The organism is Mesorhizobium sp. M4B.F.Ca.ET.203.01.1.1 (assembly GCF_004791025.1).
In the GTDB taxonomy this organism is placed as follows: Bacteria; Pseudomonadota; Alphaproteobacteria; order Rhizobiales; family Rhizobiaceae; genus Mesorhizobium; species Mesorhizobium abyssinicae.
Genome location: NZ_SRUO01000003.1, coordinates 495,023 through 510,878 on the forward strand (window position 1 = coordinate 495,023; position 15,856 = coordinate 510,878).

At 65.5% G+C, this 15,856-nt stretch carries 18 protein-coding genes; 15 read left to right on the top strand and 3 right to left on the bottom strand.

The annotated features are described in order from the left end of the window. Positions 1-14 precede the first annotated feature (14 nt). Positions 15-224, bottom strand: a complete 210-nt coding sequence (locus tag EN846_RS09185; RefSeq protein ID WP_127394124.1) for a hypothetical protein — start codon at positions 222-224, stop codon at positions 15-17. On the opposite strand from EN846_RS09185, the gene EN846_RS09190 reads away from it, so the two are divergent. The 7 genes from EN846_RS09190 to EN846_RS09220 all read left to right on the top strand — a co-directional run bounded on the left by EN846_RS09190 (position 205) and on the right by EN846_RS09220 (position 8,715). After that, positions 205-1,710 carry an altronate dehydratase family protein gene (locus tag EN846_RS09190; protein WP_127282991.1) on the top strand — a complete coding sequence of 502 codons (1,506 nt, stop codon included), beginning with the start codon at positions 205-207 and terminating at the stop codon, positions 1,708-1,710. The genes EN846_RS09185 and EN846_RS09190 overlap by 20 nt on opposite strands. A 113-nt stretch (positions 1,711-1,823) precedes the next feature. Further along, on the top strand, positions 1,824-2,822 hold the full coding sequence (locus tag EN846_RS09195) for an aldo/keto reductase (protein WP_127282990.1): 999 nt from the start codon (positions 1,824-1,826) through the stop codon (positions 2,820-2,822). A gap of 318 nt (positions 2,823-3,140) precedes the next feature. Beyond that, on the top strand, positions 3,141-4,136 hold the full coding sequence (locus tag EN846_RS09200; RefSeq protein ID WP_127282989.1) for an ABC transporter substrate-binding protein: 996 nt from the start codon (positions 3,141-3,143) through the stop codon (positions 4,134-4,136). Positions 4,137-4,281: 145 nt separating this feature from the next. After that, positions 4,282-5,835 (top strand): sugar ABC transporter ATP-binding protein, encoded by a 1,554-nt coding sequence (locus EN846_RS09205; RefSeq protein ID WP_127282988.1) that lies wholly within the window; start codon positions 4,282-4,284, stop codon positions 5,833-5,835. Beyond that, positions 5,832-6,797: an ABC transporter permease gene (locus tag EN846_RS09210; RefSeq protein WP_127282987.1), complete on the top strand. Its 966-nt coding sequence runs from the start codon at positions 5,832-5,834 to the stop codon at positions 6,795-6,797. The genes EN846_RS09205 and EN846_RS09210 overlap by 4 nt, the downstream gene beginning before the upstream one ends. Positions 6,798-6,863: 66 nt before the next feature. Continuing rightward, a complete protein-coding gene (locus EN846_RS09215) occupies positions 6,864-7,880 on the top strand; it encodes a zinc-binding alcohol dehydrogenase family protein (RefSeq protein WP_127393705.1) in 1,017 nt (338 codons plus the stop codon). A 4-nt stretch (positions 7,881-7,884) separates the two neighbouring features. Continuing rightward, positions 7,885-8,715: an amidohydrolase family protein gene (locus tag EN846_RS09220; protein ID WP_128346117.1), complete on the top strand. Its 831-nt coding sequence runs from the start codon at positions 7,885-7,887 to the stop codon at positions 8,713-8,715. Here EN846_RS09220 and phnF read toward each other — a convergent pair. Beyond that, a complete protein-coding gene (phnF, locus tag EN846_RS09225; RefSeq protein WP_127394205.1) occupies positions 8,712-9,461 on the bottom strand; it encodes a phosphonate metabolism transcriptional regulator PhnF in 750 nt (249 codons plus the stop codon). The two genes, EN846_RS09220 and phnF, sit on opposite strands and share 4 nt — an antisense overlap. A gap of 134 nt (positions 9,462-9,595) precedes the next feature. On the opposite strand from phnF, the gene phnG reads away from it, so the two are divergent. From phnG to fosX, 4 genes are read left to right on the top strand one after another with little or no spacing between them, the layout of a single operon-like run. Next, positions 9,596-10,057, top strand: a complete 462-nt coding sequence (gene phnG, locus EN846_RS09230; protein ID WP_127394204.1) for a phosphonate C-P lyase system protein PhnG — start codon at positions 9,596-9,598, stop codon at positions 10,055-10,057. After that, a complete protein-coding gene (phnH, locus tag EN846_RS09235) occupies positions 10,057-10,662 on the top strand; it encodes a phosphonate C-P lyase system protein PhnH (RefSeq protein WP_127394203.1) in 606 nt (201 codons plus the stop codon). Before phnG ends, phnH begins: the two co-directional genes overlap by 1 nt. Before the next feature lies 1 nt (position 10,663). After that, positions 10,664-11,776, top strand: a complete 1,113-nt coding sequence (locus EN846_RS09240) for a carbon-phosphorus lyase complex subunit PhnI (protein WP_128346116.1) — start codon at positions 10,664-10,666, stop codon at positions 11,774-11,776. Next, on the top strand, positions 11,773-12,192 hold the full coding sequence (fosX, locus tag EN846_RS09245; protein ID WP_127394076.1) for a FosX/FosE/FosI family fosfomycin resistance hydrolase: 420 nt from the start codon (positions 11,773-11,775) through the stop codon (positions 12,190-12,192). The genes EN846_RS09240 and fosX overlap by 4 nt, the downstream gene beginning before the upstream one ends. Positions 12,193-12,194: 2 nt before the next feature. On the opposite strand, the gene EN846_RS09250 is transcribed toward fosX, so the two are convergent. Then, positions 12,195-12,401 (bottom strand): hypothetical protein, encoded by a 207-nt coding sequence (locus EN846_RS09250; protein WP_127394077.1) that lies wholly within the window; start codon positions 12,399-12,401, stop codon positions 12,195-12,197. A gap of 65 nt (positions 12,402-12,466) precedes the next feature. Between EN846_RS09250 and EN846_RS09255 the strand changes: the two genes are divergently transcribed. The 4 genes from EN846_RS09255 (at position 12,467) to EN846_RS09270 (ending at position 15,607) form a co-directional block, all read left to right on the top strand. Further along, a complete protein-coding gene (locus EN846_RS09255; RefSeq protein WP_127394078.1) occupies positions 12,467-13,366 on the top strand; it encodes an alpha-D-ribose 1-methylphosphonate 5-phosphate C-P-lyase PhnJ in 900 nt (299 codons plus the stop codon). Further along, positions 13,363-14,139 carry a phosphonate C-P lyase system protein PhnK gene (phnK, locus tag EN846_RS09260; protein WP_126058225.1) on the top strand — a complete coding sequence of 259 codons (777 nt, stop codon included), beginning with the start codon at positions 13,363-13,365 and terminating at the stop codon, positions 14,137-14,139. The genes EN846_RS09255 and phnK overlap by 4 nt, the downstream gene beginning before the upstream one ends. A gap of 149 nt (positions 14,140-14,288) precedes the next feature. Then, entirely contained in the window at positions 14,289-14,996 is a 708-nt protein-coding gene (gene phnL / locus EN846_RS09265; RefSeq protein ID WP_135913830.1) for a phosphonate C-P lyase system protein PhnL, read from the top strand. Further along, on the top strand, positions 14,993-15,607 hold the full coding sequence (locus tag EN846_RS09270; protein WP_127392118.1) for a DapH/DapD/GlmU-related protein: 615 nt from the start codon (positions 14,993-14,995) through the stop codon (positions 15,605-15,607). The genes phnL and EN846_RS09270 overlap by 4 nt, the downstream gene beginning before the upstream one ends. Positions 15,608-15,856 lie beyond the last annotated feature (249 nt).

The following is a 15,856-nucleotide window of genomic DNA, read 5'->3' on the forward strand; positions in this document are numbered from 1 at the left end:
AGCGCGATATGGTCCTAACGCATGCTGCCGTAAAGCGGAATCGCTTTCAGATGCCGGCCGGCTGGCCCTCGCATCCGCAAGCGCGCGGCGCTCTCGCGAAAAAACAATTGACGCAAAAATGTTTTTTCACGATAAAAGACATTATCCATTAACTCACGCGTGTCAATCCGCCCACGCACCCAGGAACATCCCAGGAACCCGCCCGTGAACGCCGCAAACAGCATCCTCCTGTCTCCCGCCGACAATGTCGCGGTCGCCAATGGCCGCATCGAGATCGGCGCGGCGCTGCCGGGCGGCGCTGTCGCCGTCGCGGTGATAGAGCCTGGCCACAAGGTGGCGATCAAGCCGATCGCAACCGGCGAGGCGGTCGTGAAATACGCCCAGGCGATCGGCCGCGCCACGCAGGACATCGGACCCGGCGAACATGTCCACTCGCACAATCTGATCTTCGAGAGCGGCCGCCTGCCGGTGGTGCCGCCGAGCGAAGCCGAGCACGCGACCGAGGCCGACCGCGCCCGCACCTTCATGGGCTATCGCCGCGCCGACGGCCGCGCCGGCACCCGCAACTTCATTGGCATCATCGCCAGCGTCAATTGCTCGGCCACCGTCTGCCACGCCATCGCCGACGAGGCCAATCGCACGCTCTTGCCGAAATACCCGGGGATCGACGGCTTCGTGCCGATCGTGCATGGCCAGGGCTGCGGCATGAGCGGCACCGGCGACGGCATGATGGTGCTTCACCGGACACTCGCCGGCTATGCCCGGCATCCGAATTTCGGCGGCGTGATGATGGTCGGGCTGGGTTGCGAGGTCAATCAGTTGACCCTCTACGGCCAGAAGGGCGTCGCCGCCGGCAAGCGGCACTTCAACATCCAGGACGCCGGCGGCTCGCGCAAATCGGTCGAGAAGGCGATGGGCGTGCTCGCCGAGATCGCCGAGGAGGTCGGTCGCCTCGAGCGCGAGCCGATCCCGGTCAGCGAGATCGTCGTCGGCCTGCAATGCGGCGGTTCCGACGGCATGTCCGGCATCACCGCCAACCCGGCGCTGGGCGCGGCCGTGGACATCCTCGCCGGCGTCGGCGGCATCGGCATCCTGTCGGAGACGACGGAGATCTACGGCGCCGAGCATCTGCTCGCCTATCGCGCGGCAAGCCCGGAGATCGCGGCCAAGCTCGACGGCTATGTGAAATGGTGGGAAGACCACGTCGCCAAGCACGGCGCCTCGATCGACAACAACCCTTCGCCCGGCAACAAGCGCGGCGGCCTGACCACCATCCTTGAGAAGTCGCTGGGCGCGGTCGCCAAGGGCGGCCAGACGCCGCTCAACGGCGTCTTCGGCTATGCCGAGAAGGTCACCGGCCACGGCCTGGTGTTCATGGATACGCCCGGCTACGACCCGGTCTCCGCCACCGGCCAGGTGGCGGGCGGCGCCAACGTCATCGTCTTCACCACCGGCCGCGGCTCCTGCTTCGGCTGCCGGCCGACACCGTCGATCAAGGTCGCCACCAACTCGACCATGTACCACCAGATGGAAGAGGACATGGACGTCAATTGCGGCGTCATCGCTTCCGGCGAGAAGACCATCGCCGGCATGGGCCGCGAGATCTTCGAGCTCATCGTCGAGACGGCGTCCGGCCGCAAGACAAAGAGCGAGGCCTTCGGCTACGGCGACAACGAGTTCGTGCCCTGGCACCTCGGCGCGACGCTCTAGACATCAACTCGAGCAATTCCAGGAAAAGGCGTGAAGCGGTTTTCCGTCCGGGATTGCGTCAAAACAAACAAGACATCGGCCGGCTGACGGATAGCCGGCGCGGGAGGCTTTGCATGAACAAGCGCCGGATCGGCACCACTGCGCTCGAAGTCAGCGAGATCAGCTTCGGCGGCGCCGCGATCGGCGGGCTCTACCGGGCCTGTCCGCGCGAAGCGGCGATGGAAACGCTGCAGACGGCCTGGGACGGTGGCCTGCGCTATTTCGACACCGCGCCCTTCTACGGCTTCGGCCTGTCGGAGCGCCGGACCGGCGATTTCCTGCGCCAGAAGCCGCGCTCGTCCTACGTGCTGTCGACCAAGGTCGGACGCCTGTTCCGCCCCGTTCCGGCCGACCAGGTCCCCGACCATTCCTACGTCGATCCGCTGCCCTTCGCGCTCGACTACGACTATTCCTATGACGGCATCATGCGCTCGGTCGAGTTCAGCTATGCGCGGCTTGGGCTGAACAGGATAGACATCCTGTTTGTCCACGACATCGGCACCTACACGCATGGCGTCGAGCAGACGAAGCTGCATTTCCGCCAGTTCATGGATGGCGGGTTGAAGGCGCTGGAGGAGCTGAAGTCGTCCGGCACGATTTCCGCCTACGGGCTTGGCGTCAACGAGGTGCGCATCTGCCTCGATGTGCTGAGCCGGGCACCGCTCGACTGCATCCTGCTCGCCAGCCGCTATTCGCTGCTCGACCGCAGCGCCGAGGCCGAACTGCTGCCGCTCTGTCGGCGGCGCCAGACGTCCCTGATCATCGGCGGTGTCTTCAACTCCGGCATATTGGCGACCGGTCCGGTGCATGGCGCGCATTTCGACTACCAGCCGGCGAGCAAGGATATCCTCGACCGCGTCGGCGCCATGGAGCGGATCGCGGCCGATGGCGGCTATCCGCTGGCGGCCGCCGCCTTCCAGTTTCCGCTGCATGAACCGGTCGTGGCCTCGGTCCTGACCGGCACGGCCAAGCCGGCCAACCTGACGCGCAATCTGGAACTGCTCGACGTCGAGGTGGCGCCGGCGGAATACGCCAAATACGATCCCTATACGGTGGTCCAGGAACTCGGCTGATAGGCGGAGCTCCTGCCCGGCTCCGTGCGCTACATGGGCCGGGGGAGTTCACGATCGAGAGAGAACATATATTCCATATTGACACATGAGTGGAATTAATATTCCATCTCAAATTCGGGAGGATCGGAAGCGTTCGAACGCAGCGACGGCAAACGCAAAGGCCGTCGCGCAGACGTGACGAAACAGCACTTGCGTCGACGGGGTCGATGCACTATCAACAAATGGCAAATGTTTTTTATTGATAAAGTTCTGTTTGGGCCGCGCCTATCCGAACGGAGCTTCCGTAACCTTCACCGGGCGATCTAGGGAGGAACCCTCATGAAATTCGTGACCAGCATTCTCAACCGCCGCGCTTTCGTCGCGCTCGCCGCCGCCTCGATGCTCGCTGGCGCGCTGCACACGGCGCCGGCCTCGGCGGCGGACGTGACCATTCCGATCATCGTCAAGGACACCACGTCCTTCTACTGGCAGATCGTGCTCGCCGGCGCCCGCAAGGCCGGCAAGGACCTCGGCATCAACGTGCCGGAGCTTGGCGCCCAGGCCGAGACCGACGTCAACGGCCAGATCTCGATCCTCGAGAATGCCGTCGCCGGCAATCCGGCCGCCGTCGTCATCGCGCCGACCGAAGCCAAGGCGCTCGGCAAGCCGATCGACGAGGCCGCCACCAAGGTCAAGGTCATCGGCATCGACTCCGGCGCCGACTCCAAGGCCTTCACCTCGTTCCTGACCACCGACAACGTCCAGGGCGGCCGCGTCGCCGCTGACGGACTTGCCGCGGCCATCGGCGAGGCTAATGGCGGCAAGGTAGAAGGCAAGGTTGCGCTGATCACCGCACTGCCGGGCGCCGGCTCGCTCGAGCAGCGCGCGCAGGGCTTCAAGGAACAGCTCAAGGCGAAATATCCCGGCCTTGAGCTGATCGCCGACAAGTATGCTGACGGCCAGGCCACCACCGGCCTCAACATCGCCACCGACCTGATCACCGCCAACCCGGACCTGAAGGGCATCTTCGCTTCCAACCTGATCATGGCGCAGGGCGTCGGTCAGGCGATTGCCGAGAACAACCTGGCTGGCAAGGTCGGGCTGATCGGCTTCGACAGCGACGAGAAGCTGATCAAGTTCCTCAACGACGGTGTCATTTCCGGCCTCGTCGTCCAGGATCCGTACCGGATGGGCTATGACGGCATCAAGACCGCGCTCGCCGCCTCGAAGGGCGAGAAGGTCGAGGCCAATGTCGACACCGGCGCCAACCTGGTCACCAAGGCCAACATGAAAGAGCCGAAGATCGACGCGCTGCTCAATCCGAAGCTCGACTAAGCATCGCGATAGGCGCACTGTTTCCGGGGCCTCGCAGCCCCGGAAACACCAGCACATCCGGGATCCGCTGGCTTGAACTATCTTGACGATACGGCTGCGCCGCATCGTTGCGTGCCAATCTTGAGGCCAATCTGGGAGGATTGTCATGACGTCGACGGCGCAGGACCTGCACCCCGCCCCCACGCTGGAGCCCGGCAGGACGATCCTCGAACTGCATGGGCTTGAAAAGCGATATCCCGGCACGCACGCGCTGAAGCCGGTCAACCTCGCCTTCAAGTCCGGCGAGATCCACGCCATCGTCGGCGAGAACGGCGCCGGCAAATCCACCCTCATCAAGCTTCTCACCGGTGTCATGCCGCGCACCTCCGGCGACGTCATCTGGGAGGGCAAGCCAGCGGCGCTGGCGACCCCGCACGAGGCGATGGCGCTCGGCATCAATGCCGTGCACCAGGAGGTCGTGCTCTGCCGCCACCTCACCGTCGCCGCCAACATGTTCCTCGGCGAAGAGGATTCCCGCTTCGGCATCCTGCAGCAGCGGGCCATGGTCAAGGAAGCGCAGAAGATCATCGACGGTCTTGGCTTCGACCTGCCGGCGCATGTCGTGCTCGGCGATCTCACCATCGGCCAGCAGCAGCTGATCGCCGCCGCCCGCGCCACCGTGCGCGGCACCAAGTTCCTGATCTTCGACGAGCCGACCGCCTACCTCACCCGCAAGGAGGCCGACCAGCTTTTCAAGCTGATCCGCCGGCTGAAGGGCGAAGGCGTCACCATCATTTACATCAGCCACCGCATGGAGGAGGTGTTCGAGCTCGCCGACCGTGTCTCGGTGCTTCGCGACGGCACCCTGGTCGGCACCCGCAACATCGCCGAGACCAGCGAGCCGGAGCTGGTCAAGCTGATGATCAACCGCTCGATCGAGCAGATCTACCACAAGGAACATTTTACGCCGGGCGCGACCATCGTCGAGACACGCAACCTCTCCGGCAAGGGCTTTGAGAATGTCTCGTTGACCGTCCGCGCCGGCGAGATCGTCGGTCTCTACGGCCTGATCGGCGCCGGTCGCAGCGAGTTCGTCACCACCCTTTACGGCCGCCACCGGAAGTCAGCAGGCCAGATCCTGTGGGAAGGCAAGGAGGTGCAGGTCAACTCCGAGCACGATGCGATCCGGCTCGGCATGGCGCTGGCCCCGGAAAGCCGCCGCGACCAGGGCCTCTGCCTCAACCTGCCGGTCGGCCTCAACCTCAACCTGCCGATCTACAAGCGCATCTCGAACAATCTCCTGATCTCCAACACGCAGGAGAAGGTCGAGGCCGATCGCCAGATCGCCGGCCTGAGGATCAAGACGCCGACGCGCAACGCGCTCGCCTCCAGCCTGTCGGGCGGCAACCAGCAGAAGATCGTCATCGGCAAATGGCTGGCGCATGGCGCCAAGCTGTTCATCTTCGACGAGCCGACGGTCGGCGTCGATGTGGGCACCAAGGCCGAGATCTACCGCCTGTTCTCGACGCTGTTGTCCAACGGCGCCGGCATCATCCTGATCTCCTCCTATCTGCCGGAGGTCTATGAGCTCGCCGACACGCTGCATGTGTTCCGGCGCGGCAAGCTTGTCGCCACGCACGGCTTCCGCACCGCCGACCACGAAGACATTCTCTCTCAGGCGCTCGCCGAGAAACAAGAAAAACAGGGAGGACAGAAATGAGCACCGAGGCGATCGCGGCCGAAAAGCCGAAGCGCAACTACAACGCCCTGTTCGGGCTGACGCTGCTGGCGCTGCTGGTTCTGTTGTGGGTCATCCTGTCGGTGTCGACGCAGAGCTTCGCCTCGGCCAACAACATCTCCAACCTGCTGCGCCAGGGCTCGATGATCGCCATCCTGGCGGTCGGCCAGACCTTCGTCATCATCACCGGCGGCATCGATCTTTCGGTCGGTGCCGTGGTCGGCTTCGCCACCGTCATCACGGCGATGCTGATCAATGCCGGCGTGCCGGTCTTCGCCGCCATCCTGATCACCTTGCTGGTCGGTGTCGCCATCGGCCTGTTCCACGGTTTCGGCATCGTCAGGATGGGCCTGCCGCCCTTCATCATCACGCTGGCGACGCTGACCTCGCTGCGCGGCATCGGCCTGTTGATGACCAACGGCAATTCGATCTCGATCAACAACGACGCCTTCCAGGAATTCTCCCGCAATTCCTTCGTCGGCATCCCCAACCTGTTCTGGATGGTGATCCTGGTTGGCATCCCTGCCTACATCTTCCTCCACCACAGCCGCTGGGGCCGCTACCTGTTCTCGGTCGGCTCCAACGCCGAGGCCTCGCGCCTGTCCGGCGTCAATGTCCAGCGCACCATCTACATGGCCTATACGCTGTCCGGCCTGTGCGCCGCCTTTGTCGGCGTGTTGCTCGCTTCGCGCATCGGCATCGGCAATCCGACCCAGGCCGAGGGCTGGGAACTGCAGGCGATCGCCTCGTCGGTGATCGGCGGCACCTCGCTGTTCGGCGCGGTCGGCTCCGTGCACGGCCCGCTGCTTGGCGCCTTCATCCTCGCCACCATCAACAACGGCGCCAATCTTTTGAACGTCAACGCCTTCTGGCAGCGCATCATCACCGGCGTGCTGATCATCGTCATCGTCTATTTCGACGGGCTGCGCCGCCGCGGCAAGTAAGTTCCCTCCCAGTGCCTCTGGCCCCGCGAAAGCGAGGGCCGGCGGCATAAACAATTGGATTGAAGCATGAAAGCAGTCGTCTGCCGATCGCCCGGCGAGCTTGTCCTCGAAGACCGCGCCGAGCCCGGCGCGCCGCCCGCCGGCTGGGTGCGGGTGGCGGTCAGCCATGTCGGCATCTGCGGCACCGACTACCACATCTTCGAGGGCAAGCACCCGTTCCTCGCCTACCCGCGCATCATGGGCCACGAGGTCTCCGGCACGGTTGCCGAAACCGGCGAGGGCGTCGCCCTGAGCGTCGGCGAGGCCGTCATCATCAACCCCTATCTGGCTTGCGGCAAATGCATCGCCTGCCGGAAAGGCAAGCCGAATTGCTGCGTCAGGATCGAGGTGCTCGGCGTCCATCGCGACGGCGCCATGTGCGAGGAGATCCTGGTGCCGGCGCAGAATCTTTACCCGGCAAACGGCCTGTCGCTGGCCGATGCCGCCGCCGTCGAATTCCTGGCGATCGGCGCGCATGCGGTGCGCCGCGCGCTGACCGAACCCGGCGCCCGCGCGCTGGTCATCGGCGCCGGCCCGATCGGACTTGGCACGGCGCTGTTTGCCCGCATCGCCGGCCTCGACGTCAGCCTGCTCGACATGAGCAGCGAGCGCCTTGGCTTTGCCGAAAGCGAGCTTGGTTTCGCCGCGCTCGACGGCTCGCGGCAGGCGGCGGCCGATCTGGTGCGGAACGCGACCGATGGCGAGGGCTTCGACGTGGTCTTCGACGCCACCGGCAACACGCAGTCGGTGCAATCGGCCTTCGCCCATGTCGCGCATGGCGGCGGCCTCGTCCTGGTCAGTGTCGTCAAGGACGACATCACCTTCTCCGACCCGGAATTCCACAAGCGCGAGATGACGCTGATCGGCAGCCGCAATGCGCTCCGCGCCGATTTCGACCATGTCGCCGCCTCGATCCGCAACGGTGCGGTGCCCATGGCAAAGCTCGTCACCCACCGCACGAGCCTTGCGGGCACGCCGCGTGATCTCGCAAGATGGGCGCATGAGAAATCCGGTCTGATCAAGGCCGTCATCGAGATCGGGTAGGACGATGCAGAGGATCGACGCGCACCAGCATTATTGGCAGATCGCGCGCGGCGACTATTTCTGGATGGGGCCGCACGTCGCGCCGATCATGCGCGACGTCTTCCCGGCCGACCTGGCGCCGCACCTCCAGGCCGCAGGCATCGCCCGCACCGTCGTCGTCCAGGCGGCGGCGACCGTCGCCGAAACCGAATTCATGCTCGACCTCGCCGACAGGGACGACAGCATCGCGGCCGTGGTCGGCTGGGTCGATCTCGAAGCCGACGATGTCGAGGCGACGCTGCGACGGCTGGCGGCGCGGCCGAAGTTCCGCGGCATAAGGCCGATGCTGCAGGATATCGACGACACTTTCGACATTTTGAAGCCGAAGCAGCTCGCCGCGCTGAAGCTTTTGCCGAAACTCGGCCTGCGTTTCGACGCTCTGGCGCAGCCGCGCCATTTGCCGGTGGTCGCCGCACTCGCCGACCACATGCCTGACCTGCCGATCGTCGTTGACCACGCGGCAAAACCCTTCATCGCCAAGGGCATCCTAGAGCCCTGGGCGAGCGACATGGCGGCGCTGGCGAAGCGGCCATCGGTCGTCTGCAAATTCTCCGGCCTGGTCACTGAGGCCGGGCCGAACTGGTCGGTCGCCGGCCTCAAACCCTATGCCGATCATCTCGTCGCCTGCTTCGGGCCGGACCGGCTGATGTTCGGCAGCGACTGGCCGGTGTGCGAGCTCGCCGCCACCTACGAGAATTGGCTGGCCGCCGCGAAGGAGCTTTTGGCAGGCCTTTCGCCGGCGGAGCATGACGCCGTCTTCGGCGGCACCGCCGCACGCTTCTACGGCATCGGCTAGTCATTGGCCGACAGTTTGAGCTCCACCCGCTCCGCCGGAAACCGCGACTCGGAGAACTGGATCGGCTGACCGTCGAGCGTGACGTTGACCGCGACCGTCACCAGCACGATGGCGCCGGGCTGCAGGTCGAGATCGGCAAGATCGGCGGCATCGCCATGGCGCGCCGACAGCACCGTCGATTGCCTGAGATAATCGTTTATGCCGAAGCGCCTGAGCGATGCGGTGACCGATCCCGTCTCCGCCATGGCGGCATCGATGCCGGCGAAGCGCCTGGCGTCGAACCAGGCGGTGGCGCGCGACACCGGATGGCCATCGGCTTCGCCGCGCGTCTCCAGGCGGAGCACGGCGGCTCCCCTGGCGAGCTTCAAGGCATCGGCGATGCGCCGGCTGGCCGGCTCGACCGATGAGGCGAGCAGCGCGATATGCCGCTCGCTCGTCTGCCCCTGCAGGCCCGTCGAAAAGCGCGTGCGGGCGCCGATCGGGTAGGAGAGCCGCTTGCGCGACAAGACGAAGGTGCCGCGCCCCTGCTCGGCCCTCAGCACGCCCTCCTGAACCAGCGCTGCGATTGCGCTGCGCACCGTATGGCGATTGACGCCATAACGTTCGGCAAGCGCCATTTCCGGCGGCAGGGCCGCGTTCTCGGCAAAGTCGCCGGCCGCGATCCCCTGCAGGATCCGGTCGGCGATCTGCCGCCACAGCGAAACGCCGCTGCGCCGCTCGATGCTGGCTGCCTGCTGCCCACTCATGTCAGCCCCCGGTTCACCGCCCAGACTTTTCGCCGATGTCATCCAGCTGTCATGGACTCGCGCTAGCTAATGCGTATAATTTGTATAGTTGTCTATATCAATAGACAAATTTACGCAATCGACGGAGTGCTGCCATGCGAGGACAGGAAGCGCGCGAGCAGGCCGGGCGCAAGGCGGCGATGGCGACGCTGGCGCAGTCCGGCGGCGACGAGCTCGCCCGGCTTTGGAACGAGGCCGGCCTGCCCCTGGAGGCCGAACTCTTGCGCGGCCCCGAAACCGGCCTGGTGACGGTGCGCGGCCGCATCGGCGGCGGCGGCGCGCCCTTCAATGTCGGCGAGGCGACGGTCACCCGCGCCACGGTGCGCCTGCCCTCCGGCCAGGTCGGCCATAGCTATGCGCTCGGACGCGACAGGCAGAAGGCGAAGCTGGCCGCGATCGCCGACGCGCTCTGGCAGGACCCGGCCCATCGCGACGTTGTCGAGACCAGGGTGATCGCGCCGCTGCGTACGGTGCTTGCCGAGGCGCACGAAAAACGTCGCGCCGAGACAGCGGCTACGAAAGTGGATTTCTTCACCATGGTGCGCGGAGAGGACTGATGGAGACGCAAGCGATCGAGGGCGGCTTCGCCGATCCGGTCTTCAATGCCCAGACCGTGTTTCGCGCCGTCATGGACGCCATGGCGCGGCCGGGCAGCGTGCAGCCGCTGCCGGCCCTCGCCCGCCCGCCGGCGCCGCTGTCGGCGACATCGGGCGCCGTGGCGCTGGCGCTCTGCGACAACGACACGCCGCTCTGGCTCGATCCAGCCCTGCAGGCCGAGGCGCCGGTCAGATCCTGGCTCGGCTTCCACACCGGCGCGCCGCTCGCCAACACGCCGGCCGACGCGCATTTCGCCATTATAGCCAGGCCGGCCGAGATGATGGCGCTGGATGGCTTTTCGCAAGGCACGCAGGAATATCCCGACCGCTCGACGACGCTGATCCTCGTCGTCAGCGATCTCGCCTCGGGCGTTCCCCTGCTGCTCGAAGGCCCGGGCATCGAGAAGATGGCGATGCTCGCGCCGGCCGAGATGCCGCGCCACTTCATCGAGCAGTGGAAGCAGAACAGCCAGCGCTTTCCGCGCGGCGTCGACATCATCCTGGCAGCACCGGACGGGGTCGCCTGCCTGCCGCGCACCACGCGCATCAAGACGATGGAGGCCTGACATGTATGTCGCGGTGAAAGGCGGCGAGGCCGCGATTGCCAATGCGCACCGCCTGCTCGCCGATCGCCGTCGCGGCGACCGCACGGTGCCGGCGCTGCGCCTCGACCAGGTCGTCGAGCAGCTGGCGCTCGGCGTCGACAGGGTGATGAGCGAGGGTTCGCTCTACGACCGCGAGCTGGCAGCACTTGCCATCGTCCAGGCGCGCGGCGACATGATCGAGGCGATCTTTCTCATCCGCGCCTATCGCACCACGCTGCCGCGCTTCGGCTACACCAGGCCGGCCGATACCGCCGCTATGCTGATCGAGCGGCGCGTGTCGGCAACCTACAAGGACCTGCCCGGCGGCCAGCTGCTCGGCCCGACCTTCGACTACACCCACCGGCTGCTCGATCCCGAGCTTGCCGCCGGCGGCGACGTCGCCGAGCCCATGCAACGTGCCACCGAGGCCGAGCCCATGCCGCGCGTCTCGGCGATCCTCGCCCGCGAGGGCCTGATCGAGGCCGATGGCGACATGCCCGGCGAGCATGTTCCCGGCGACATCACCCGCGAGCCGCTGCAGTTCCCGATGGCGCGTGACGTCCGCTTGCAGGCGCTGTCGCGCGGCGACGAGGGTTTTCTGCTGGCGCTCGGCTATTCCACCCAGCGCGGCTATGCCCGCAACCACCCCTTTGTCGGCGAGGTCCGTGTCGGCGAGGTCGAGCTGGAGCTCGACGTGCCGGAACTGCCTTTCGCCGTGCCGCTCGGCGCGATCCGCGTCACCGAATGCCAGATGGTCAACCAGTTCAAGGGCTCGGCCAAGGCGCCGCCGCAATTCACCCGCGGCTACGGCCTGGTCTTCGGCCAGAGCGAGCGCAAGGCGATGGCGATGGCGCTCTGCGACCGTGCCTTGCGGGCCAGCGAACTCGGCGAGGACGTCGTCGCCGCCGCGCAGGACGAGGAGTTCATCATCTCGCATTCCGACAATGTCCAGGCGACCGGCTTCGTCGAGCATCTGAAGCTGCCGCACTATGTCGACTTCCAGGCCGAACTCGATCTGGTGCGCCGCATGCGCGCCGAGCACGACGCGCGTGAAAATCACCGCACTGGCGATGAGAAGCGCGAGGCCGCCGAATGATCGAGGGCCTCTCCCACATGACCTTCGTCGTGCGCGACCTCGACCGCATGGGCGAGATCCTGACCGGCGTCTTCGGCGCGCGCGAGGTCTATGACAGCGGCGCCCGGCAGTTCTCGCTATCGCGCGAGAAATTCTTCCTGATCGGCGATCTCTGGATCGCCATCATGCAAGGCGAGCCACTCAACGATCGGAGCTACAACCACGTCGGCTTCAAGATCGACGAGAGCGATTTCGACCGCTACGTCGACCGTGTCAGAAAGCTCGGGCTCGACATGCGCCCGCCGCGCCCGCGTGTCGAGGGCGAAGGCCGCTCGATCTATTTCCACGACCATGACAACCATCTGTTCGAGCTGCACACCGGCACGCTGGCCGAGCGGCTGACGCGCTACGCCAGGGAATTGGAGGTCGTGCAATGAGCTCAGCTGTCTCCGCCACCGTGACCGGCGTGCCCACCGCCATCGTGTCCACTGTGGCCCTCGTAGCCACCACCGCCGCCGTACCAACCTTCGGAATTGTTGGAACCTTCCCTTGGCGCCGGAAAAATCGTGCGCCGAAGAAAAAAGACGACCGCGCCGGCGAACGCCAGCAACACGATCCCGAGGTGCATCCAGCCGGCAGAGTTCATGTCGATCCAGTCCGGTTTCCACGCCTTGCAAGTCAATTCGGTAGCACGGAGCGGATGGTATAGCCATGACCGACATCGCCACCTACAACTTCGCCTATCTCGACGAACAGACAAAGCGGATGATCCGCCGCGCCATCCTCAAGGGCATCGCCATCCCCGGCTACCAGGTGCCCTTCGCCTCGCGCGAGATGCCGATGCCCTATGGCTGGGGCACCGGCGGCGTTCAGGTCACCGCTTCGATCATCGGCCCGGACGACGTGCTGAAGGTCATCGACCAGGGCGCCGACGACACCACCAATGCCGTCTCGATCCGCGCCTTCTTCAAGAAGGTCGCCAATGTCGCGGTGACTACCGACACCGCCAGCGCCACCATCATCCAGACCCGACATCGCATCCCCGAGCATCCGCTCAACGCAGGCCAAATTCTGGTCTATCAGGTGCCGATCCCCGAGCCGCTGCGCTTCCTGGAGCCGCGCGAGACCGAAACGCGCAAGATGCATGCGCTTGAGGAATACGGCCTGATGCATGTCAAACTCTACGAGGACATCGCCAGGCACGGCCGCATCGCCACCACCTACGCCTATCCGGTCAAGGTCGAGGGCCGTTATGTGATGGACCCGTCGCCGACGCCGAAATTCGACAATCCGAAAATGCATCGGTCGCCGGCTTTGCAGTTGTTCGGCGCCGGCCGCGAAAAGCGCATCTATGCCGTGCCGCCATTCACCGACGTGGTCAGCCTCGACTTCGAGGACCATCCGTTCGAGGTGCAGACCTTCGACCAGCCCTGCGCGCTCTGCGCGGCGGAGAATGTCTATCTCGACGAGGTCATCCTCGACGACCGTGGCGGCCACATGTTCGTCTGCTCCGACACCGACCACTGCGAGAAGCGGCGTGAGGAAGGCCATCGCGGCCACCTAGCGCCTGACGCCCAACTTGCTCTCGAAAGAACGGAGCCGGCCGAATGACCGACGAACCGCTGCTGCGCGTCTCGGCGCTGTCCAAATTCTACGGCTCGCGCGTCGGCTGCGAGACTGTCAGTTTCGACCTCTGGCCGGGCGAGGTGCTGGCGGTGGTCGGTGAATCCGGCTCCGGCAAAACGACGCTGCTCAACTGCCTGTCGACCCGGCTGCTGCCCTCTTCCGGCACCGCCAGCTACCGCATGCGTGACGGCCAATGGCGCGAGCTTTACCGCATGAGCGAGGCCGAGCGTCGTTTCCTGATGCGCACCGACTGGGGTTTTGTCCACCAGAACCCGGCCGATGGGCTGCGCATGACGGTGTCTGCCGGCGCCAATGTCGGCGAGCGGCTGATGGCCGTCGGCGACCGCCACTACGGAAAAATCCGCGCCACTGCCGTCGACTGGCTGTCGCGCGTCGAGATCGACGAGGACCGCATCGACGACGAGCCGCGCGCCTTTTCCGGCGGCATGCGCCAGCGCCTGCAGATCGCCCGCAACTTAGTGACTGGGCCGCGCCTGGTGTTCATGGACGAGCCGACCGGTGGCCTCGACGTCTCGGTGCAGGCGCGCCTGCTCGACCTGCTGCGCGGGCTGGTTACCGACCTTGGCCTGGCGGCCATCGTCGTCACCCACGACCTCGCCGTGGCGCGACTTCTGTCGCAGCGCATGATGGTGATGAAGGACGGCCATGTCGTCGAAAGCGGCCTCACCGACCGCGTGCTGGACGACCCGCGTGCGCCCTATACGCAGTTGCTTGTTTCTTCGATTTTGCAGGTGTGATGATGGCGCCAAGCCACCCCCCTCTGTCACGGGCTATCTGCAACGTTGGAGATTGGCGAAACCGCACGAGGCCGCCCCTTCTCCCCGTCACTATACGGGGAGAAGTGCCATATTCTCCCGCCGATCGGCGACAATAGGAGAATCTTCTGATGCCCACCCCTCTCGTTGTCTCCGACGTCGCCAAAAGCTTCACCATGCATCTGCGCGATGGCATCCGCTTGCCTGTCGTCGCCGGCGTGTCGTTCTCGATCCGCGCCGGCGAATGCGCCGTGCTCGGCGGCCCGTCCGGCGCGGGAAAAAGCTCGATCCTGAAGATGCTCTACGGCAACTACGCCGCCGACGAAGGCCAGATCATCGTCCAGCACGAGGACGGCCTGATCGATCTCGCCAGCGCCAGCCCGCGCACGGTGCTTGCCGTGCGCCGGCAAACGATCGGCTATGTCAGCCAGTTCCTGCGCACCGTGCCGCGCGTCTCGGCCCTCGACGTCGTCGCCGAGCCGCTGGTCGAGCGCGGTGAGGAACGCGAGGCAGCACGAGACAAGGCACGCACCTTGCTTACCCACCTCAACCTGCCCGAAAAGCTCTGGACCTTGCCGCCGGCGACCTTCTCCGGCGGCGAACAGCAGCGAGTCAACATCGCGCGCGGCTTCATCACCGAGCATCCGATCCTGCTGCTCGACGAGCCGACCGCCTCGCTCGATGCCAGGAACCGCGACGTGGTGGTCGAGTTGATCGCCGCCAAGAAGGCGGCCGGCGTCGCCCTGCTCGGCATCTTCCACGATCAAGACGTGCGCGAGGCGGTCGCCGACCGCGTCATCGACGTCACCGCTTTCGCCGCAGGCAGGATTGCCGCATGACAAGGAAATTGTCGGAGACGCCGCTGGTTCACCCGACCGCGCAGGTCGAGAACTCGACGCTCGGCCGCTGGACCGAGATCGCCGACCGCAGCCGGGTTTCGGAAAGCGAGCTCGGCGACTATTCCTATATGATGCAGGACTGCGCCGTCTGGTGCGCGACCATAGGCAAGTTTTCCAACATCGCGGCCAGCGTGCGCATCAACGCCACCAACCATCCGACCTGGCGGCCGACGCTGCACCACTTCACCTACCGCGCCTCCGACTACTGGGACGATGCCGAGCACGAGAACGAGTTTTTCGCGCAGCGCCGCGCCAAGCGCGTCACCATCGGCCATGACACCTGGCTCGGGCATGGCTCCACAATCCTGCCCGGCGTCACCGTCGGCGACGGCGCGGCGGTCGGCGCGGGCGCCGTGGTGTCGAAGGATGTCGCGCCCTACACCATCGTCGGCGGCGTGCCGGCGAAGCCGATCCGCGAGCGCTTCGACCGTCGCACCGCCGAGCGCTACCAGGCGCTCGCCTGGTGGGACTGGGACCATGCCCGGTTGCGCGCGTCGCTCGACGATTTTCGCGCGCTTTCGGCAGAGGCTTTCCTGGAGAGGTATGGTTGACATTCACGGGAACGTGGTGTGGTCGTACAGTAATTTAATCTCGCTATATCAAACATCTCCTAGGCCAGTCGTGTGGAAGGAGATCATTTCGTGGCTATACTGTTTATACCGGCGTGCATTGGGTTGGCGCTGGTTGTATTGGGGATTTGGGTCGTTCGGAGCCAGGTAAACCGCTGGAGTCGGTCCGACCGAGTCTCGTCCATTGTCTTGACCATCTTGGGCTTGGGCCTGGCAGCGGTAGGGGTGCTA